The sequence below is a fragment of the Sphingobacterium sp. LZ7M1 genome, assembly GCF_024296865.1.
Taxonomy (GTDB): domain Bacteria; phylum Bacteroidota; class Bacteroidia; order Sphingobacteriales; family Sphingobacteriaceae; genus Sphingobacterium.
Genome location: NZ_CP101134.1, coordinates 3,824,296 through 3,845,499, shown reverse-complemented (window position 1 = coordinate 3,845,499; position 21,204 = coordinate 3,824,296). Strand labels below are relative to the sequence as shown.

Genomic DNA, 21,204 nt, shown 5'->3' with positions numbered 1-21,204 from the left:
GAAAGGCAATATTACTGAAAATTTTGATAGGTTTTCTTCCAATCCCGGTAGCCATTCCAAGCAATAATGGCAAAAGCCAAATAGAGCACAGCTGTCAAGAGCAGGTCCTTGTGGAAATATAAGGGTATATAGCAGATGTCCACAAAAACCCACAAAAGCCAATTCTGAAGCACCTTTCTCGTCATCAGAAACTGCGCAACAAAACTGGTTGCTGTACAGAATCCATCTGCATAAGGCACATCGGTGTCGGTAAAACGGTCTAAGAGCAAGCCCAATATCCCCGAAAGCACCACAATCACGACAATGGTCAAAAGCATCTGTTTGCTGTTGAAGGAACTGATCGGACGCTCTTCAGAATGGGCCCTTTTATTCCAATAGTACCACCCGTAAATTGCTGTCCCTAAAAAATAAATCTGCAGAATAGAGTCGCCATACAGCTTGTTATGATAGAAGATAAATAAATAGGTCAGGACGGAAACAATACTGATAGGCCAATTCCAGATATTTTGCTTGGCGGCAAGATAAACACACAGGAAACCGGTAATCGTTGCCAACCATTCCAGGGGAGAAGTCAGCAGAAACTGCTCATATAATTGCTGTAGGAAGTCCTGCATGCTCTTTTTCTAGATATTTTCAATAAAAGTGCCCATTCTAATCCATTATTAAAAATTATGGTCAGAAAAATTTCCCATTTCAGGACAGCATATGGTCCAATAGTAGGGGTCTTATTCGAGGCATGTTCGAGAATCATTCGAGAATCATTCTGAAAAAATTATAGCCAATTCGGAATTTCCGAATGTGTCTCGAATGAGGTCAAGGTGAAACCGCAAGATTTCTTAAAAGGTTACCTAAAATAATCTACAAGGTTTTCAGAAAAATTAGGGGAGAAGATTTTTACTGACCTAGGATTTAGATCAAAATTGTGGGGGTAAGTTATGCATCCTTCAATTACGGGGAGTAATTAAAGAGGTGACTCGGTTAAGAAGGGATCTCTGTTCAGGCTTATTGAACCAATTTATTGGCGCAATTCGTGCTGGCGAAAGATTCTGGTTTAGCCTTAAAAATAAAACCCATTCCTAGGATGTAGCCCATGGCTTCCTTCAGTGCAGTATTGGATTGGAAATTTGGATTTGTATTGATGTCGGCGTGGACTTCTAGATCGATTTGGTATTGATCCAAGAGGGGGCAAAGTTCGTATGCGGTTTCAATCGAATGCTGAACTTCTAAAAGCATTCTTTCTTTGATGGTCATGTTGTGACTTTTCTTGTCTTTTCTGATGAACATAAAACCACCTCGGTGTTCTCTGAGGAAGACAACGACTGTTGCAAACTCGACCGTTCCTCTTTTGACTTGGGAGTCAGTGCCAATGTAGACCTTGAGTTTGTTGCCAGCATTTTTCTCCCTTACAATGGTCTCCTCAACTGCGGACCATAAAGGAAGTTTTATTGTCTCTCCGTTGTATTTTTGCCATTCCATAGTATGAAAATTTGTTTATTAAATTTACGGATATGTGATTCATTATCTAATTGTTATATGTTAATAAATTGCTAAGTATTTGTTTAATTTAAAGCGCTTTTTCTATTCTTTGTTGCCAAAAGCCAAGTCTCCAGCGTCGCCTAACCCCGGAACGATATAAGACTTGCTCGTCAGTTCATTGTCCACAGCACCTACCCAGATCTGTACTTCGGGCAAGAATGCCTGAACATGCTGTAACCCTTCTTCAGAAGCGATGACCGTGGCGATATGCAGTTCCTTGATGTCATAATCATTCATGAGGTCCTTGCAGCATAAGACTAGACTGCGGCCGGTGGCTAGCATGGGATCGGCCATAATAACGATCTTACCATCTAGGTTAGGGGTGTTCTGATACTTCTTGTGGATCTCAAACTCACCGCTTTTCTTGGTATGCCTATAGGCAGCTATAAAAGCAGAGTCTGCATTGTCGAAATAATTCAACAAGCCTTGGTGAAAAGGTAAACCTGCACGGATTATCGTTGCGATGACCGGTTGAATGCTCATGAGATGGGTATTGGCCACGCCAAGTGGAGTTTCCACTTCTGAATATTTGTATTCGAAGGTTTTGGAGATTTCATAGGCCATTACCTCGCCTAAGCGTTCCAGATTCCTTCTGAATCGCATCCTGTCTGTTTGAACCCCTACATCCCTTAGTTCTGCTAAGAAATGGTTTGCAATGCTGTTTTGTTTCGTTAAGATAGTGACCATGACAAAAAGTCTTGTTAGCTACCAAAATAACAATAATTTTTCGGATTCGTTTGTTTGCAGGGCAGATAACTATAAAGGGAATAAAATTTGATAACTTAGGTGTACGAAAGGCATTCTATGAAATTTGAGTTAACATCAGAGTATAGACCAACAGGTGACCAACCTGGAGCAATCAAAGAATTGGTGAGTGGCGTGGATCAGGGCGAAACCTATCAGACCCTTTTGGGGGTTACAGGTTCGGGGAAGACATTTACTGTAGCGAATGTAATCCAGCAAACCCAGAAGCCCACCTTGATATTGAGCCATAACAAGACCCTTGCGGCGCAGCTGTACGGAGAATTCAAGCAATTCTTCCCGAACAATGCGGTGAATTATTTTGTGTCCTATTATGACTACTATCAACCCGAGGCTTTTATTGCCCATACGAACACGTATATCGAGAAAGATCTGGCTATCAATGAGGAGATTGAAAAGCTGCGATTGGCAACGACTTCGGCCCTGATGTCTGGAAGACGTGATGTTATCGTGGTTTCATCGGTTTCCTGTATTTATGGTATGGGTAATCCGGAAGACTTTTCCAGGTCTATATTCCGTTTCGGCGTAGGGACTACCATCAGTAGGAATGCATTCCTGCATAAGTTGGTCGAGATCCTGTACGCACGGACTACTGCTGAATTTAAACGTGGAACATTTCGCGTAAAGGGCGATACCATAGATGTTTACCCTGCATATTTGGATGTAGCCTATCGTGTTTCCTTCTTTGGAGATGAGATTGATGAGTTGAGTGAAATCGATCCGGTTTCGGGAAGGACTTTGGAAAAACATGAAAGCCTGGCTTTATTTCCAGCGAATCTTTTCGTGACGCCAAAGGATAAATTTACCCAGTCCATCTGGTCGATTCAGGATGAATTGGTAGCTCGGAAAACCCAATTGGAGGAAGAAGGAAAAATGCTGGAAGCTAAAAGGTTGGAAGAACGGGTGAACTACGACTTGGAGATGATGCGTGAGTTGGGCTATTGCTCGGGAATCGAGAATTATTCCCGTTTCTTTGACGGCCGGGATCCGGGCATGCGACCGTTCTGCCTGTTGGATTATTTCCCTGATGATTATCTGTTGGTGATCGATGAGAGCCATGTGACCATACCGCAATTGCGGGCAATGTATGGTGGTGACCGATCCAGGAAGATTTCCTTGGTTGAGCATGGTTTCCGCTTGCCAGCAGCATTGGATAACCGTCCTTTGAACTTTCCGGAATTTGAGTCTTTAACCAATCAGACCATCTATGTTTCAGCGACTCCTGGAGATTATGAACTGCAACAGACCGAAGGTGTGGTGGTGGAGCAGGTGATCCGTCCGACTGGACTGTTAGATCCGGTTGTGGAAGTCAGACCGGCGGTGAATCAGGTGGACGATTTCTTGGAACAGGTTGATAAAACGATAAAAGAGGGTGGAAGGATTTTGGCTACGACCTTGACCAAACGTATGGCTGAGGAGCTGACCAAATACATGACCCGATTAAATATCAAGGTTCGGTATATACACTCAGAGGTAAAGACTTTGGAAAGGGTCGAGATCTTGAGGGGACTGCGTCTGGGCGAGTTTGATGTATTGGTAGGGGTCAATCTATTGAGGGAAGGACTTGACTTACCAGAGGTGACCTTAGTGGCCATCCTGGATGCGGATAAGGAAGGCTTCTTGCGTTCGGAAAGATCCTTGATCCAGACCATCGGTCGCGCAGCTCGTAACGACAAGGGACGTGTGATCATGTATGCCGATAAGATGACAGATAGTATGCGTGTGACAATCGATGAAACCAATCGCAGAAGGGATAAGCAGATTGCCTATAACCTGGAGCATGGCATAACACCTAGGACAGTAGGGAAGACCAAAGAGGAGATCCTGGAACAAACTTCAGTGGCTGACTTTAAAGGCGAACCTAAGTTTTATGTTGAGCCGGAAGCAGGTGCCTCCGTTGCGGCTGATCCTTTGATCGAATATATGAGTGAAAAGGAAATGAAGAAGGCGATAGAAACTGTGAGAAAACGTATGGAGAAAGCTGCCAAGGAAATGGAATTCTTGGAAGCTGCAAAACTTCGGGACGAAATGTTCTCTCTGGAGAAAACCTACGAAGAGAAATTTGGAGCAAAATAATTTTGTTTTAAACCTGTAGAATTTTTGGAGGTCTAAACACAAAAGCCTCCATTATGAAAGCGATCCAGCACAGCCTTATTTTAGCGTTATTTTTTTTCCTATCCTTCCAGGTTAATGGACAAGAAATAAATAAATCAATAGATATAGTTGGTTTTACCCAAGACCAGACCTTTGATCATCTCAAGCAATTTGCGCTTGAGAATGATTATTTCATCAAGAAGTTAGACCGTGCAGAGGGTTTTATACAATTAGGATTTCTCTCGAGGACCAATAACCTCTTTAGAAGTGATTATAAACTAGCCATTAATGTGCTATTGAATTCCGTCAATGAAACTGATTGTAGAATTACCTTGCAGATCTATATGCAGGAAGGAACTACAAGAGATTTAATTACTACTTATGAAGATAAAGGAATGATTAAGTCTGAAAAAGGCTATTCCGATCTGCTTTCGTTGATTAAAAGATATATGGATAGGCAAAGGGAATAACAACGAGAATCACTGCTTGTTGATTCCATCAATTATTCCTTTTCCAGTTTAAAGATCCTGCCTCCAATGCTTTCAAATTCTATTTCCAGCTTTGAAGCAACCTTACTTTCCTGGGTATTGATCAGGTCCTGCATCTTGTAGTTTCCAGTCAGACCTAAACTTTTCAGGTCAATTTCAAAATGGGCATGAGCTTCCTTGAAGTTGATTGCAATCAAATAAGCTTTGTTTCCTTCGCGTTTCAAATAGACATTGCTGGTTCTATTATCCTGCATGATTGGAAGAGGTCTAAAGCTTTTTCCATTTTTTATGATGTTCAGGATTTCTGGGTTCTGAAGAATGGGTTCCATGCTGTTATGCCACTCTTCGACCTGGGAGAAATCATCACCTAAGATCAATGGTCCAGCGACAACTCCTGAAAGGAACCTTGCTATATTGACATCATGGGATTCGCCTGTAAACACCAAGTGGTCAGCATCGATATAATCATAGAGGTAGGTCTGCCAGAAGCCAAAGGTTATGGCGTTTAGGGTATAGGCTGTTTGATCGATCGTTTTCCAAGCATCGCAAGCTATCCTACGCATGTGGGCATACCTATAAGTGGCAAGGGAAGGGGATATGGCTGCATAGATCAGCATTTGATTATCTAACAGCTCATTCAGGTAAGTCATCCCAATCGCATAGGCTTGCATTCCGGTTTTGACATTTGGATTGTAGAATTTACTTGATTCTATAGCAGCATGGGAAAGGAAGTCTATTTTGATCATCTTGAACCCACATTCCTTTAGTTTCCCGAGGATGTATTTCATTCTGGCCTGCGTGCCGGGATGGGTAGGGTCCAATGCCCTGCCACCGTCAAGGTCATGGAATCCGGCACTGGTCTTGGTCCACATCTCTCCGAAGGTATAGTCCGATCCCTCGGCTTTTCGATCAGGTCCAGAACCATGCCCCCAATCAGTAAATGGAGCCCAATACACCCCAGGTTCCAATCCTGAAGCTTTACAGTAATCGGCAAATTCCTTTAATTTACTGTAATCACCTGTCATTCCTCCCGGTACCATATTGTCCCAGAAAGAATCTAGGTCGATATAGGCATTTCCGTTTTCATTTCTGAATTTTGGGAGTCTGTCCTTGAAATAATCCACCGTTGCGGTCGCATTTTCCCAGGAAAGCTTGGTTTGGATCACGCCCCAGCTGTTCCAACCTATTGGAGTGCCTGCTGTCCATGCCTTGATGTTGGGAGGAAAAAGTTTTCTTTGGAATTTTGCAAATTCATCCAGACCGTCTTGCCAATTTTTGGAATAAGAGATCAGGATTTTGGAGGAACGGATTTCATTCCCGGAAAGATAACCGTGCTCCATGGAATCGCGGGTAACACTTGCCTTGACAAAGCCATTTTTGACTTCAAGGTCTGTTTGCTGTTGATCTTGCTTCGCCAAGATCCCCGTTTTCCAGGTTGATTGGTCCAAAGATGCGGTCAGGAATCCGGATTGGTCATTATTGTCATATAGAATCCCTAACTCAGAGCTTTCATACGGTTCGGATGCAAAATCTTGCTGCTTGTATTCGATAAATGTATCGTTGTCGAAAGGGACAAAGACAGAACTCAAGTTTTTTCCAGATAGAAGGGATTGTCCTTTTAGTTGGAAAGGCGATAATGCATTTGAGCTGATGTTCCTGCCTTTCAAGACGAGCTCCATAACGAAAAAAGGACTTCCCTCATAGAAATAGAAGTTTTGGATGGCTTTTGTTCCATTTTTGGAGAGATGCTCAATGGAATAGCAGATTCCTGAGCCTGCATTGTCTTTAAACTTTTGTTTTAAGGCCCTGGGATTTGATGAGGAAACATCTTGAACAGCGCCGCTTTTTAATTGGTAGCTGGATATGGCATTTTCAAATACCAGTTTCTTGTTTTCTAACAAGGAAAAACTACCTTTTTTGAGGTCGTATCGAAATTCTTGATTGTTGTTGAGTTTGACTTCAATTTGAGCTTGAAGGGTTTGGAATGGCAAGCAAAGAAGGCATATTAGCCAGAATAGGTTCGAAAATTTAAATAACATCTTGATTAGGTTGTACGGTTTTCATGAATAGGTTGCTTCATAAAGTTGTCCAATGTACATCAAAAAAACGGGAACAAATGGGGCTGGGTACAAAAAAATAGGCTATAAAAGAGTTTATAGCCTATTTTTTACAAGAAATTATCGAGTTACAATAATCTTGAAGGGAACTGTTTTATATTTTCAATACTTAATTGTTGCATGACTTGATAAAGTTGCGCTTTAAACATGTTAATGGTATGGTCTCCACCTTCATCGCCTAAGGCACCCACTCCATACATGAATGGTCTTCCCATAAAATTGAAGTCAGATCCCACTGCATAGGCGCGTCCAAGGTCTACACCTGATCGGATACCTCCATCCAACATGATCGTAACCTTGCTGCCATAGCTGGTATTTTGTGTCAAGCGGATCAAGGAATGGATAGAAGATTCACCGGCATCAATCTGTCTACCGCCATGATTGGAAACAATTACGCCATCGACTCCGATGGAAATTGCAGCTTCCATATCTTCTTGGGTTGTGATGCCCTTCAACAGCAGTGGACCTGGCCATAGATCACGGATGGCCTTTACCTTTTGGATGTTTACTTTACCTGTAAAGGTCTTGTTCATGAATTGCCCCAGTTGGGATAGGTCAAGACCTTTTTCCATATAGGGTTGTAGGGTTGCAAAATTTGGGATGCCGTGCTGTAGGGTCTTGATTCCCCATTCAGGACAGATCATGGCCTGGAATATATTGCTGATATTCATTTTGGGAGGCATGGACAGTCCGCTCTTGATTTCGCGATAGCGAAGGCCAAAGGATGGTACATCGACCAATACCACCAGCACTGGACATTCCACGGCTTTAAGCCTATTTAATATATCGTCACGAAGGCGATCTTCGGTAGGGTGATAGAGCTGGAACCAGGCTTCGCCATTGGAAACTTCGGCAATTCTTTCAATGCTTGAGGTCGATACCGTACTCAGGATATAGGGAACATTGTTCTTTGCTGCTGCCTTAGCCAATATTTCAGGTGCATTAGGCCACATCAGACCCTGCAAACCGATGGGGGAAATCCCAAAAGGTGCGGAATAGGTTTTTCCGAAGAGTTCAACGGACATATCGATATCTCCGGAAACATGGAGGTATTGCGGCTTTAAAAGAATATCATCAAAATCATTCTCATTTCTGGCCAAATTGAGCTCTTCATTACATCCGCCTTCCAGGTAATCAAATGCAAATTTTGGAATGCGCCATTTCGCTCTTTTCTTCAAGTCAGCTACAGAAGGATACCCTGGGTTATAGGGATACTTGATTTTTACACTCATTTTTATTTAAGATTTAGGTGGTGCCCACGAAATTACGGTTAAAAAATTGAAATATCCATCCTGTGCTATGCGGTGGGAACCAGAAATAGCTATTTAAAATATTTTAAAAATGGGACTTTTAGTCGATCAGGAGTTTCTCTACGACCTCTTTGTTTTTGGAAGTTCCGTAAAAAAGAATGTAATCGACCTTGGTTGTTAAGCCAGATGTGCCATCTTTTTGTCTAATGAAAATCCTGTTTACTTTTATTTTTAGCCCATTGACGGTAGTCACAACGTAGGCTTTGCCTTTTGTTGGAACGGTCAGGTAAAATTTCTGACTGGGAAGCGATACAATGGTTGCTTCGTAGGTATGGGCGTCAATAGGCTTGGCTTCGATGCCATAGGCAAAGTTTTTCTGAATACCGGTAAGGGGTCTTATTTCTCCGGACTTATCAAATATTTGGCGATAGACCCGGATTGGTTCATCTTCGTCCACTTTATTTGATCCATTCTTATTCAGGTCGTAGATAAAGGTGTTCTTACCTCGATTGTGTTGGATATAGAAGAGCAGGTTTTCTTTGTTGGTTGGAGTAGGGTAGCCTTCTTGGGCTTGTGCATAGTGAGTAGTAACGAATATCAGTAAGCTCAAAATGAATCTATTCATCTTATTTATTTTGATGGGAAGTTACTGATATTCGCATTAAGTGATAATGAAATTTTAGTTAAAGTTTAATTTGTTCCCCCGCGTCCCCCAAACAGCTTGGAAATCAACCATATTACGAGGACAACGGCGCCAATCACTAAGATGATTCCCCACCACATCCCTGCTTTAAAAATTCCTTCAATTAACGAACAGCTGCTGAACAATGATGTTGTCAGTGCAAGTGCCAAAAATCCAATATATCTATTCATAGTTCTGTGTTTAGTTTATTAAACAATTTCAAAATGATAATGTTTGATATGGAGGTCTACAGTGGGAATTGCCATAAAGGTGAAATGATTCTCTTCGTTACTTTTGAAGCCTTCTATAGCGCATTTTGATTCTGAACGTATAGTGAGGAATCTGTATGGTTTTCTTATACCCATGCGTGTCATCCTGGACCGAAGGTGCAGGAACCGTTCGCCAAGATTATTTGTCTGGTTCCGAGAACCTTCGTGCCTCAGGTTGACAGGGGTAAAGGATTATTTTTGAGCTATACTGCCCTAGAAGGGCAGATTTATTTTAGCAATCCCATCGCACAGGGCAACGGCATTCTTTCCATTTTTCCGCCATTGGAAATGAGCCGGTGGCTAAAGGGCTTCCTTCGGAAGGATAATGTTTGTCTACAAAGAGAACCCACAGCGTGGGTGAAATATTTTTCAATGAATCTTTCTGTGGAAAGAAAATAGATTGCTCATCTTACGATTTCGCAATGATAACAATCCATTAAAAAAAACAGTAATAGATTCTTCGTTTCACTCTGAATCCCTCTCAGAAAACTTCTGATTCTGAACAATTCGTGAAGAATCTGTTCGGTACTCCAGCAAAAGGCTCTGTCATCGTCAATCGAAGATTGACGAACTGTACGCCAATACCGGTTTATTTACAGGAAAGCTATGCTATGTTCCGAGAACCTTTCTTCTTCGGGTAACGGCATGATACGCTGATACTGTGTGAGATGTCTCATTTACGCTAATAAATGTGGTAACAACAATTTTATGAAATAAGAAAATTATTAACATAATAATTATTTGTACGTTTGGTGAATATAATAACCAATTATGAATAAAAAACTCAATTTATGGGACTCCATTATGATTGTCATGGGTTCTATGATTGGAAGTGGGATCTTTATTGTTTCATCGGATATGATGCGACAGTTAGGGTCGGGCTATTGGCTGATTGATATATGGCTGATTACTGCGGTTGCGACCATTGCTGCCGCAATCTGTTATGGTGAACTTTCTTCGATGTACCCTAAAGCTGGTGGACAATATACCTACCTGACTGAAGTCTTTGGGAAAATGACTGGCTTTCTGTATGGATGGAGCTTATTTGCCGTGATCCAGACAGGAACCATTGCCGCTGTTGCGGTTGCTTTTGGCAAATTTGCCGGCTACCTCTTTCCACAGCTGAATGATGCAGCTCCCATTTACCAGAATGGCACCTTTATGATCACCTGGATGCAGATCCTTGCCATTGGAATCATACTGTTGTTAACTTTTATCAACAGTAAGGGGGTGCGGAGTGGCAAGATTGTCCAATCCGTCTTCACCTCTTCCAAGGTCATTGCCTTATTGGCCCTGATCGTTGGCGGGCTTCTATTGATCGAGAGCAATCAGTTTTCAGGGAACATGAGCTTCGGTTGGTCTGCTTCGCAGAATCTTGACCATTCAAGCTGGAAAGAGATTTCAGGTAATGTGTTGCTTGGTGGAATTGCTGCGGCCATGGTAGGTTCGGTTTTCAGTAGTGTGGCCTGGGAAAATGTAACCTTCGTGGCGGGGGAGATCAAGAATGCGAAGAAGACTGTGGTGATAGCCATGGTGATCGGAACCAGCTTGGTGATGATCCTCTACCTGTTTGCCAATTATGTTTATTTAGCCACTTTAAATCGAGAAGAAATTGCCTTTGCCGCGAATGATCGAGTTGCGATAGCTGCTGCTGAAAAGTTATTGGGAAGCGCAGGGACCATTATCATGGCCATATTGGTGATGATCTCAACCTTTGGCTGCGTGAATGGAATTGTGCTTTCAGGAGCAAGGGTTTTTCAGAGCATGGCCAAGGATGGCCTTTTCCTGAAGCAGGCCATTCCAAACAACAAGAATGATGTTCCGGAAAAGTCACTCTGGTTTCAGGGAATCTGGGCTTCGCTATTGTGTTTGAGCGGGCAGTATGGGAACCTATTGGACATGGTGTCCTTTGTGATCGTGATTTTCTATATGATCACGGTCCTGGCGATGATGTATCAGCGCTGGAAGAGACCTGATCTGGAAAGACCCTATAAAACATTCTTATATCCTATCCCTCCATTGGTCTATCTCTTGATCGGAACAGCTTTCTGTGTGCTTTTGATCTTGTATAAACCACAGTACACCTGGCCTGGGTTTATATTGATCCTGATGGGAGTGCCGATCTATTATTTTGCCAATCGAAAGAAACCTGTATTAAAATAAATGATAAGTAAAAGGCCGAACAAAAATTGCTCGGCCTTTATCTTATTTTAAATTACTAATGTTTCTTATTCAGCTCTTAGGATTTTGGCAGCTTCTACCATAGATTCTAAGGCAGCTTTAGTTTCTGGCCAAGCACGAGTCTTCAGACCACAGTCAGGGTTTACCCATAATTGCTCTGCAGGAACTACTGCTTTTGCTTTGCGTAATAAGTTAACCATCTCTTCTGTGCTAGGAACACGTGGAGAGTGGATATCATATACACCTGGACCAATATCGTTAGGATATTTGAAGTCTGCGAAAGCATCTAACAGTTCCATTTGAGAACGAGAAGTCTCGATGGTGATTACGTCAGCATCCATGGCAGCGATATCTTGGATAATATCGTTGAACTCAGAATAGCACATGTGCGTGTGGATTTGTGTATCGTCATCAACATTGGATGAAGAAACGCGGAATGCACGTACAGCCCAGTCTAAGTATTCCTGCTGATCAGCTTTGCGTAGAGGAAGTCCTTCACGGATAGCTGGCTCATCAATTTGGATGATCTTGATACCTGCTTTTTCCAATGCCTGAACTTCGTCCAAGATTGCCAAAGCGATTTGGTATGTAGTTGTAGAACGAGGTTGGTCGTTACGTACGAATGACCATTGTAAGATGGTTACAGGACCAGTCAACATTCCTTTTACAGGACGGTTGGTCAAAGACTGCGCATAAGCAGACCAACGAACAGTCATGTCTTCAGGACGGTAAACATCACCAAAAATAATTGGAGGTTTAACACAACGAGAACCGTAAGATTGAACCCACCCGTTTTGTGTGAATGCATATCCAGCTAATTGCTCACCGAAGTATTCCACCATGTCATTACGTTCGAATTCACCGTGTACCAATACATCGATATCTAAATCTTCCTGTAAACGGATTGTTCTTTCTGTTTCAGCAGCGATTTCTTTATCGTATTCTTCTTGAGAGATGGCACCTTTTTTCAAGTCAGCTCTCCATTTACGAACATCCTTAGTTTGTGGGAATGAACCGATTGTAGTGGTTGCGAATCCTGGAAGATTGAACTTCGCTTGTTGCGCTTCTTTACGAGCGTTGAAAGTAGAAGTACGCTTAGCATCTTCATCAGTGATGTTGCTGACGCGGTTTTTAACCTCTGGTCTGTGGATTAATGGAGAAGTACGGCGGCTCTCAGCAGCTTCTTTGTTTGCTTCGAAACGTTTTTGTGTTTCAGCATCAACTTCACCTTCAGCCAATACTGCAAGGTCTTTTACCTCAGCTAATTTTTGTTTAGCGAATGCTAACCAGTTTTTAACCTCAGCAGGTAGGGACTCTTCATTGTTCTCATTGTCCAAATCAAAAGGAACATGCAATAAAGATGAAGAAGGAGCGATCCAAACACGGTCTTTTCCTAAAGCATCAACAGCTTGTTTGATTTTTTTCAATGAGTTTTCGTAGTCGTTTTTCCAAATGTTACGGCCTTCAACAACACCTAATGAAAGGGTTAGGGAAGCAGGAACTTTGGATAATATCGTGTCAAGTTGGTTTTCACCACGAACTAAGTCTAGGTGTAACGCATGCACAGGAAGGTTAACAGCAATGTCTTCGTTGTTTCCTAATGCCTCGAAGTATGTAGCAACGATTAATTTGATGCCTTTGGCAGCTGCAGCTAACTTTTCGAATACTTTTCCGTAAAGAGCTTTGGTAGCATCATCGATATCTAAAGCCAAGAAAGGCTCATCGATCTGCACGTATTTAGCGCCAGCATCAGCAAGTTTAGCCAAGATCTCTTCGTATACTGGAAGTAATCTGTCGATTAGATCGATACGGTTAAAATCAGCTTCTTTTTCTTTACCTAACAATAGGTAAGTGATAGGGCCAATCAGGACAGGTTTAGTTTCGATACCTGATTGTTTTGCTTCATTGTATTCACTTAGGAATTTTTCTGAAGTCAGTTTGAATTCTTGATCTTTCACGAATTCAGGAACGATATAGTGGTAGTTTGTATCAAACCACTTGGTCATTTCCATGGCAGTTACATCAACGCCACCTTCTTGGAAACCACGAGCCATCGCAAAATATAAGTCTAGGTTATATTGGCGATCGATTTTGTTCAAAAGGGAGTTGTAACGAGCGGGAATAGCTCCAACAGTTAAAGATAAGTCTAGGACTTGGTCATAGAATGAGAAATCATTCGATGGGATCAATTCGATACCTGCATCTTTTTGAGTCTTCCAATTGCTTTCACGGATTTTAAGTCCAGCCTGCAATAATTCTTCCGCGCTGATTTTCTTTGCCCAGTAAGCTTCGTTAGCTTTCTTCAGTTCACGGAAAGCACCCACACGTGGGTAGCCTAAATTGTTTGTTAATAGCATATAGTTCTCTACTAAATTAAATAAATTCCAATAAGTCTTTTTGCTAAGAGAAGGCTACCTAGGATTCCTGTAACCAGCTTATCTTTCCCAATCGGGGTAGAATGTAGCACCTTGTCAAGAGACAGGTTGCTAAGGCTTCATCGGGTCTAGTCCCTCTGCCTTTCTCTATAAGCGTCGGCTAAGTTATGGATAAGATTTTTATTTTCCAAGGAAAAAGATTTTAGATGTGAGATTTGGGATATGAGAAAGCGAGGGTTTTCTATATTTTAGTTCATTGAGTATGAGAGAAATCGTGGTTTAAAAGTAGCTGGATATAATTCTATCAAAAAAGGGGCAAAAATACTTTTGCCCCTTTATATATTTTGATTTTGGATATGTATAAAAACGGTCAACCCTATTTAGGGATGGACACTCACATCTCACATCTCATATCTCACATCCATCCTTAGCTAACCAACAATTTATATCCTTTACCATGCACATTGACGATTTCCACGTTTGGATCTTCTTTGAGGTATTTCCTCAGTTTACTTAGGAATACGTCCATGCTTCGGCCGGTAAAGTAATTGTCGTCATGCCATATTTTGATCAGGGCTTCTTCGCGGGTCAGGACATCGTTTTTCTTTAAGCAAAGCAAACGAAGCAACTCGGCCTCCTTGGTAGACAGTTTCTGTTGTTGACCTTTGTAGGAGATAATCTGACTGGTGTAATCGAAGAAATAATCGCCGATCTCAAACTTGTCTGATATTTCTTCTTCTTTGTCCTTGGAAGCTCTCTTTAATAGCGCATTTATTCTCAATAAAAGTTCTTCAACACGGAAAGGCTTGGTGATATAGTCGTCACCACCTAGTTCGAAGGCCTGGGTTTTGTCCTCCATCATGCCTTTTGCAGTAGCATAGATGATAGGGACCGTCTGATTGATCTTGCGGATATCCTTTCCAAGGGAGAAGCCATCTTTTTTGGGCATCATGACATCCAGGATGCAAAGGTCGAATTCTTCCTTTCGGAAGGCATCCATTCCTTCTTGACCATCTGTACAGAGCACAACGTCAAATTTTCCTTTTAATTCAAGATAATCCTTCAGTAATTCGCCCAAATTAGGATCATCTTCTGCTAATAATATCTTTTGATTCATACTTTTCTCTTTCTTATGTTATGCTACTTCCTTGGATGCGTCCTTTAAAGGAAGAGTTACTTCAAATTGTGTGCCTTTATCTTTTTCGCTTTTTACGGAGATTTTTCCGTTCAGTCTTTTGATGATATCGTTAACATAGCTTAGCCCTAGACCGAAGCCTTTCACGTTGTGGATATTTCCCGTAGGTATGCGATAGAACTGGTCAAATATCTTTTCCTGTTGGTCCTTGGTCATTCCCATTCCCTTGTCTGCAACGGATATTACGATACTGTTCCCTCTATTAAAAGTCTTAAAAGTGATTTCTGGTTTTTCTTGAGAGTATTTAATTGCATTGTCGACCAGGTTGAACATCACATTGGAAAGGTGAAGTTCATCGCCAACCACTAAATCATTGCCTGCTGAAATGTCAATATTCAAGGTGCCTTCTGCCTTGTCCATCTGTAGTCGCATGCTCTCCAAGACTGCGTTGGCCAAGGAGTTGATGTGCACATTGGTGCGCTCGATCTTTAGGTTTTCTTTCTCCAGACGGGCAATGTTCAGGACGCGTTCGATATGCGAGCCTAAACGGACATTCTCATCGTAGATAATGTTTGCCAATTTGTTGACACGCTTGCCATCGGCGGAAATCTCAGGGTCACGTAAGGATTCACTAGCGATCATGATGGTGGCTACCGGTGTCTTGAACTCGTGGGTCATGTTGTTGATGAAGTCGGTTTTCATCTCCGACATCTTCTTCTGCTTGAAGATGATGCTCAACGTATAGGCAAAACATCCGATCAACAGCGCCAATAAGGCTAGGATGGTCGGAAATAGCCAATAGCCCATGGTCTCGGCAATAATTCCGCCCTTGTTAGGGAAATGTATGCTGAGCTCGCCAGGAGCATTGCCACGGTCTCCTTGGAATAGTCTAGCGGTATAGATCAAAGGATTATTGACTTCCTTGAGTTGCTCATTGTTGAATTGATAGACTCCTTGGAAAACGGGCATCTTATTGAAATCCTTGATCTCCATGACGAAGGAGGATTTTATTCCTCTTTCACGGAGTTCGTGGATCAATAGATTGACGGTTTTCTTCCCGTTGATACGTTCGGCCAAAGGTCTTTTGGATAATTCCATACCCATGGCTACATCGGCGATTACAGAGCTTTTCTTGCCTCCTAACATGGCAATGGTGTCATATAGTGTTGCGGCCTCTGATAATCGCTGTCCTCTCAGGTTATTGAGCTTAATCTCGAGTTCCTCGATCTTTGACAGGGTCTTGGAATCATAACGAGGGGGTAGGGTCCTGATCTGGTAAGCAATCGCTTCGGTGGAAGGTGGGTTGAATACGGGGATCAGGTATCGGGTACTATCGTCCTTCTGCGCAATCCTAGGAACGACCTTGATGGCCTCCACATTGGTGAACTCTCCAATGGTATTGTCGGAGGTTAGGCCCTGTTCCAAGGTGATTCGCACTAGGTGCTTGTATTCTTTTCTCTTTAGGTACGTTTCATAGAAATCATTGCTGATGGGTACCGCCGGGAACTGTTGGTTCAGTTCTCTTTCCAGAAAGTTGAACCTGGTGGTATGGGCAAAAGCCCTTCTCTGCAAGGTTTTGATGCTGTCCTGGTATTGCACCTGCAAGGCAAGGATCTTTTCGTTCTTTTGGATGCGTTCCTGGTCAATCCTGAACTTCTCTTGGTTAAGTCGTTCTTGTTCCCTTGCGAAATCATAGATTTCCTGACGCTCGATCTTATTGGCCACGGCAGAAAGGGATGCCTTGACTTCCTCATCAAAAAGTTTGGACTCCTTGATGAAGGATTCCCGCACAAAATAATACTGCATTGCCATTACGCCGATCAGCGCGATGGACATAAGCCAAATAATCAATGCAATACTTCTTTTTTTCATTTGTTACAAAAGTAATAAGGGAAAACAGCTAATTTTCTCATTTAACACAATTTAACAGCAAGTTTTTAGCTTTTTTAGCAGAATAGGATTTCTTTTGTTATAGAATAATGACTTAAGATACTGATTATGAAAAATTTCATCTTGATTTCCTTCTTATTCCTGATTTGGGCAATTCCTTCTTCTGCTCAAAATAATCAAAATATTCAAAAAAAGAAACCATTAGATTTTAAGGTTGACCTTAATCCCAAGGATAGTTTAAAGCAGTTCAAGATCCCCTTGTTGGATTCCATGAATAAATCGGTAGAGATTCCAAATGCCTATAAGGGTAATAGACAGGGCTTTATGGTTACTCCACATGATGTGCTGAAGGATCATGATGATACCGTAATCTTGGAGAAAAAACTGTCAGGTGAGGGGTCGGTGAAAATGCCGGGGACAAAGAAGCTGGACGAGCATTCCATGATTGTCAAACAGGATTCAGCGACCGTCAAGTCGCCAATAATCAAGAGATAGCTTGAAAATAGACGATACAAAAAAAGAGCCTCATTGAGACTCTTTTTTTGTATCGTTTTGTAATTATTTTACTTCAGAAACACGGATGGTGTTCGTTCTGCCTTTCTCATGAAGAGGGGTAGAAGAAGTGTTGATTACGATCTGGCCAGGTTCTACCAAGTGACGTTCTCTCAATAAGTAGTTTACATCTTGGATAGTACCATCAGTAGATTCATATTTTTCGTAAATGAATGCCTTCACACCCCAGCATAAGCTAAGCGTACGCAACAAGGATTTGTTACCTGTGAAGACATAGATGTCAGCATCAGGACGGTAGCTGGAGATTTCCATGGCAGTATAGCCAGAAGAAGTCATGACAGCAATTGCTGAAGCATGGGTTTTCTCTGCCAAGAAGATCGACGAGCTACATATTGCATCTGGAATACGCGTTACAGGAACAGTACCTAACTGCTCTTTTTCGCTGTAGTACGGATATGAAGTCGCTTCAACATGGGTGATCACTTTCGCCATAGTCTCGATTACGATCTCTGGGAATTCACCAACTGAAGTTTCACCACTCAACATCACAGCATCAGCACCATCGATTACAGAGTTAGCAACGTCATTCACCTCCGCACGTGTTGGGCGAGGGGTAGTGATCATACTTTCCAACATCTGTGTTGCAATGATAACCGGTTTTGAAAGGTTACGACATTTTTGAGCAATGATTTTTTGAAGTCCCGGTACTTCTTCCATTGGAAGTTCAACACCTAGGTCACCACGAGCAACCATGATCGCATCCGTAGCTTCGATAATGCTGTCGATATTGTCAATAGCCTCAGGTTTTTCGATCTTAGCGATCACCTTAGCATGTGAACCTTTTTTCTTGATGATTTCCTTACATTGTTTGATGTCTTCAGCTGAACGCACGAAAGACATGGCAATCCAGTCAGCACCGTGGTCAAGCGCGAAGTTCAAGTTGTCTAGATCCTCTTCTGTTAATGAAGGGATAGAAACTTTTGTATTAGGAAGGTTTACACCTTTTCTAGAAGTCAGGATTCCCCCGTGAACAACCTCACAAGTTACTGTGTCCAAGTGGTTTGTTGAAAGAACGCGCAATTGCAGTTTACCGTCATCCAATAGGATGATTTCTTCTTCTTTTACGTCGTTAGGGAAGTTGTCATAAGTGATGTAGATTTTCTTTTCGTCACCGATAAGTTCGTGCGTAGTCATTTCTACCGTGCTTCCATTGACAAGGATAGCACCACCTTCTTTCATTTTTCCGATACGGATTTTAGGACCTTGAAGATCGGCTAAAATACCTACGTTGAAAGGGTGTTCTTGGTTGATTTCGTTGATTGTGTTGATTACCTTTAAGTGATCTTCCTGAGAACCGTGTGAGAAGTTAAGGCGACATACGTCTACCCCTTTTGCAATCATACGGGTTAAAACATCTTTTTTTGAAGAAGCCGGACCTAGTGTGGCAACAATTTTGGTCCGCTTTTTTAGTTTATCCATTTAAATTAAATTTTAAATTTATATTCTCTATTAAGTCATTTCCTGCTTTATTCTCCCCTTAAAGCAGATGATTAGGTTTATGTGTATAAGATACACTATCTTAATAATCCGCTAAAATATCAGATTTTCTTTAGATTTCAATATTGTTGGGTCTATTTCTTTTACTAAAAGAACTTCCGGAATAGACTTAATGTTTTCTAAAAGAGCATCTAAATCCTCCTCGTCGATAAAATGTTTGATCATCAGGAAGTAATCAAAGCTACTAATTTCAGGTATTAACGCGGCACCTTCGACCGAGCGGTTGCTCAGCAAATAGAATTCAAATTCGAAAGATTGGTTATGGTACCTGAAGATGTTGTAGTGATTTTTTACGACGGGTTTGTTTTTCTTGGATTCAAAAAGAATGTGGTAATCCAGTTCGTCTTTGGGTTTTTCCTTGTTGTGGCCGTTATGGTCCGTGTAATCTTCCTTCCCGTAGACCAGCTGGAGTCCGGTATGCTTGTTGATAAAGTGGCAAAGTCGATAATCTCTCAAAACCGAACTGATCCCAATTAGGACAAAATCGAGTTCCAGGTCAAAGTCAGTTTCGAGTTTAAAGGTTATTTTGCTCAAGTCAATTTGTTTTGATGATTTACAAAATTACGTTTTTACTGCATTTAAGTTTGAAGGTTAAGTAAAAATATCATTAAATATGCATTAAGTTTGTAAAACTTTATTTGTTTTAGTATTATTGGATTAAGGTTAATTAATAAGGTGTTAAAAACTTTATTTAAGATGACTTTGTTCTTTATTTAGTTTCAAAAGTCAAAAAGATTTGATTTTTGGGAATATTTATTTTTTCTTTGCACAGATTTATTAAACAATTAAACTAGAAAATCATGTCAGATATCGCATCAAGAGTAAAAGCAATTATCGTAGAAAAGTTAGGTGTAGACGAAAATGAAGTGACACCAGAGGCTTCTTTCACGAATGATTTAGGTGCAGACTCACTTGATACAGTTGAGTTGATCATGGAATTCGAGAAAGAATTCAACGTTGCAATTCCTGATGACCAAGCTGAAAACATCAGTACTGTAGGACAAGCAATCGCTTACTTAGAAAAAAACGTTAACTAACTAATTTTATTAGGCCAAACATCATAAATGGAGCTTAAGAGAGTAGTTGTAACAGGATTAGGCGCACTTACACCTATTGGTAATTCCGTTTCAGAATACTGGGATGGATTAATAAACGGTGTAAGTGGAGCCGCTCCTATCACGCACTTTGATGCGTCAAAATTCAAAACACAGTTTGCCTGCGAAGTCAAAGGTTTTGATCCGCACGTCTATATGGACCGTAAAGAAGCCCGTAAGATGGATCCCTTTGTCCAATATGCTATTGCATCTACCGATGAAGCAGTAAAAGACGCAGGTTTAGATTTCGATAAATTAGACAGGACGCGAATTGGTGTAATTTGGGGCTCTGGAATTGGTGGGTTAACAACTTTCACTGAGGAAGTTGCACAGTATTCCAAAGGGGATGGAACGCCTAGGTTCAATCCTTTCTTTATTCCCAAAATGCTTATCGATTTAGCTCCTGGCCATATTTCTATGCGCCATGGATTGCAAGGTCCAAACTTCTCATCAGTTTCTGCTTGTGCCTCGGCTACCAATGCAATGATCGATGCCTTCACTTACATCCGTTCGGGAAGGTCCGACATTATTATCACCGGTGGTTCCGAAGCGACTATCAATGAAGCTGGTATCGGAGGTTTCAATGCGATGCACGCGCTTTCTACCAGGAATGACGATCCTAAGACAGCATCTCGTCCATTCGATAAAGATCGTGATGGATTTGTGTCTGGCGAAGGTTCCGGAGCAATTGTGTTGGAAAGCCTAGAGCATGCATTAGCGCGTGGAGCGAAAATTTACGCTGAGGTTGTAGGTGGTGGAATGAGTGCAGATGCATACCATATCACTGCTTCTCACCCGGAAGGATTGGGAGCTAAATTAGCCATGACAATGGCAATCAAGGACGCTGGAATGGATTTCTCCGATATTGATTACATCAATGTCCATGGAACATCAACTCCGGTGGGAGATGTTAGTGAAACCAAAGCTATCGTTGACCTATTCGGTGAACATGCTTATAATCTGAATATCAGTTCTACCAAATCCATGACAGGTCACCTTCTAGGTGCTGCAGGTGCGGTTGAAGCTATTGCCTCTATCTTGGCAGTCAAAAATGATATTGTACCTCCAACGATCAATCACTTCACGGATGATCCTGAAATTGACAGCAAACTGAACTTCACGTTCAACACAGCACAAAAAAGAGTTGTAAATGCTGCCTTGAGTAATACCTTCGGTTTCGGAGGCCATAATGCAACAATTATTGTGAAAAAGTATAATGGTTAAAATGTATTCATTTTCACCATGCTAAACATTTAAATAG

19 protein-coding genes and 1 riboswitch are annotated in these 21,204 nt (G+C 41.6%); of the genes, 7 read left to right on the top strand and 12 right to left on the bottom strand.

What is annotated here, in order from left to right; translation table 11 throughout:
• Positions 1-11: 11 nt before the first annotated feature.
• The 3 genes from pnuC to upp form a co-directional block, all read right to left on the bottom strand.
• Positions 12-614: a nicotinamide riboside transporter PnuC gene (gene pnuC, locus NMK93_RS16545; protein WP_254529646.1), complete on the bottom strand. Its 603-nt coding sequence runs from the start codon at positions 612-614 to the stop codon at positions 12-14.
• 388 nt (positions 615-1,002) lie between these two features.
• Positions 1,003-1,476 (bottom strand): ribonuclease H-like YkuK family protein, encoded by a 474-nt coding sequence (locus NMK93_RS16540; protein WP_185213289.1) that lies wholly within the window; start codon positions 1,474-1,476, stop codon positions 1,003-1,005.
• A gap of 102 nt (positions 1,477-1,578) precedes the next feature.
• A complete protein-coding gene (gene upp / locus NMK93_RS16535) occupies positions 1,579-2,223 on the bottom strand; it encodes a uracil phosphoribosyltransferase (protein ID WP_185213290.1) in 645 nt (214 codons plus the stop codon).
• 117 nt (positions 2,224-2,340) lie between these two features.
• Here upp and uvrB point away from each other — a divergent pair, with 117 nt between their 5' ends.
• Positions 2,341-4,374, top strand: a complete 2,034-nt coding sequence (uvrB, locus tag NMK93_RS16530; protein WP_185213291.1) for an excinuclease ABC subunit UvrB — start codon at positions 2,341-2,343, stop codon at positions 4,372-4,374.
• 53 nt (positions 4,375-4,427) lie between these two features.
• Positions 4,428-4,862, top strand: a complete 435-nt coding sequence (locus tag NMK93_RS16525) for a hypothetical protein (RefSeq protein WP_254529644.1) — start codon at positions 4,428-4,430, stop codon at positions 4,860-4,862.
• Between the two features lie 32 nt (positions 4,863-4,894).
• On the opposite strand, the gene NMK93_RS16520 is transcribed toward NMK93_RS16525, so the two are convergent.
• The 4 genes from NMK93_RS16520 to NMK93_RS16505 all read right to left on the bottom strand — a co-directional run bounded on the left by NMK93_RS16520 (position 4,895) and on the right by NMK93_RS16505 (position 9,120).
• A complete protein-coding gene (locus NMK93_RS16520; RefSeq protein WP_254529642.1) occupies positions 4,895-6,919 on the bottom strand; it encodes an alpha-galactosidase in 2,025 nt (674 codons plus the stop codon).
• Positions 6,920-7,065: 146 nt separating this feature from the next.
• Positions 7,066-8,229, bottom strand: coding sequence for an alpha-hydroxy acid oxidase (locus NMK93_RS16515; RefSeq protein WP_254529640.1), 1,164 nt, complete (start codon positions 8,227-8,229; stop codon positions 7,066-7,068).
• 118 nt (positions 8,230-8,347) lie between these two features.
• Entirely contained in the window at positions 8,348-8,872 is a 525-nt protein-coding gene (locus NMK93_RS16510) for a DUF4833 domain-containing protein (RefSeq protein WP_185217645.1), read from the bottom strand.
• A gap of 65 nt (positions 8,873-8,937) precedes the next feature.
• The gene (locus tag NMK93_RS16505) at positions 8,938-9,120 is read right to left on the bottom strand and encodes a hypothetical protein (RefSeq protein WP_093100438.1); all 183 of its coding nucleotides are present in this window, start codon (positions 9,118-9,120) and stop codon (positions 8,938-8,940) included.
• A gap of 587 nt (positions 9,121-9,707) precedes the next feature.
• Between NMK93_RS16505 and NMK93_RS19765 the strand changes: the two genes are divergently transcribed.
• Positions 9,708-9,839, top strand: a complete 132-nt coding sequence (locus tag NMK93_RS19765; RefSeq protein WP_302328342.1) for a hypothetical protein — start codon at positions 9,708-9,710, stop codon at positions 9,837-9,839.
• 130 nt (positions 9,840-9,969) lie between these two features.
• Complete coding sequence (locus tag NMK93_RS16500) at positions 9,970-11,361, top strand: APC family permease (RefSeq protein ID WP_254529638.1); 1,392 nt, start codon at positions 9,970-9,972, stop codon at positions 11,359-11,361.
• Positions 11,362-11,426: 65 nt separating this feature from the next.
• Here the strand turns inward: NMK93_RS16500 and metE are convergent, their stop codons facing one another.
• The 3 genes from metE to NMK93_RS16485 all read right to left on the bottom strand — a co-directional run bounded on the left by metE (position 11,427) and on the right by NMK93_RS16485 (position 16,761).
• A complete protein-coding gene (gene metE, locus NMK93_RS16495; RefSeq protein WP_254529636.1) occupies positions 11,427-13,736 on the bottom strand; it encodes a 5-methyltetrahydropteroyltriglutamate--homocysteine S-methyltransferase in 2,310 nt (769 codons plus the stop codon).
• Between the two features lie 75 nt (positions 13,737-13,811).
• A riboswitch (SAM riboswitch) is annotated at positions 13,812-13,910 on the bottom strand.
• Between the two features lie 271 nt (positions 13,911-14,181).
• A complete protein-coding gene (locus NMK93_RS16490) occupies positions 14,182-14,871 on the bottom strand; it encodes a response regulator transcription factor (protein WP_254529634.1) in 690 nt (229 codons plus the stop codon).
• Between the two features lie 18 nt (positions 14,872-14,889).
• Entirely contained in the window at positions 14,890-16,761 is a 1,872-nt protein-coding gene (locus tag NMK93_RS16485) for a sensor histidine kinase KdpD (RefSeq protein WP_185213298.1), read from the bottom strand.
• Between the two features lie 126 nt (positions 16,762-16,887).
• Here NMK93_RS16485 and NMK93_RS16480 point away from each other — a divergent pair, with 126 nt between their 5' ends.
• The gene (locus NMK93_RS16480; protein WP_254529633.1) at positions 16,888-17,274 is read left to right on the top strand and encodes a hypothetical protein; all 387 of its coding nucleotides are present in this window, start codon (positions 16,888-16,890) and stop codon (positions 17,272-17,274) included.
• A gap of 63 nt (positions 17,275-17,337) precedes the next feature.
• Here the strand turns inward: NMK93_RS16480 and pyk are convergent, their stop codons facing one another.
• Positions 17,338-18,771 carry a pyruvate kinase gene (pyk, locus tag NMK93_RS16475; protein WP_185213300.1) on the bottom strand — a complete coding sequence of 478 codons (1,434 nt, stop codon included), beginning with the start codon at positions 18,769-18,771 and terminating at the stop codon, positions 17,338-17,340.
• 111 nt (positions 18,772-18,882) lie between these two features.
• On the bottom strand, positions 18,883-19,383 hold the full coding sequence (locus tag NMK93_RS16470) for an IPExxxVDY family protein (protein WP_185217648.1): 501 nt from the start codon (positions 19,381-19,383) through the stop codon (positions 18,883-18,885).
• Positions 19,384-19,649: 266 nt separating this feature from the next.
• On the opposite strand from NMK93_RS16470, the gene NMK93_RS16465 reads away from it, so the two are divergent.
• A complete protein-coding gene (locus tag NMK93_RS16465; RefSeq protein ID WP_079643602.1) occupies positions 19,650-19,886 on the top strand; it encodes an acyl carrier protein in 237 nt (78 codons plus the stop codon).
• A 27-nt stretch (positions 19,887-19,913) separates the two neighbouring features.
• The gene (fabF, locus tag NMK93_RS16460) at positions 19,914-21,167 is read left to right on the top strand and encodes a beta-ketoacyl-ACP synthase II (protein WP_185213302.1); all 1,254 of its coding nucleotides are present in this window, start codon (positions 19,914-19,916) and stop codon (positions 21,165-21,167) included.
• Positions 21,168-21,204 lie beyond the last annotated feature (37 nt).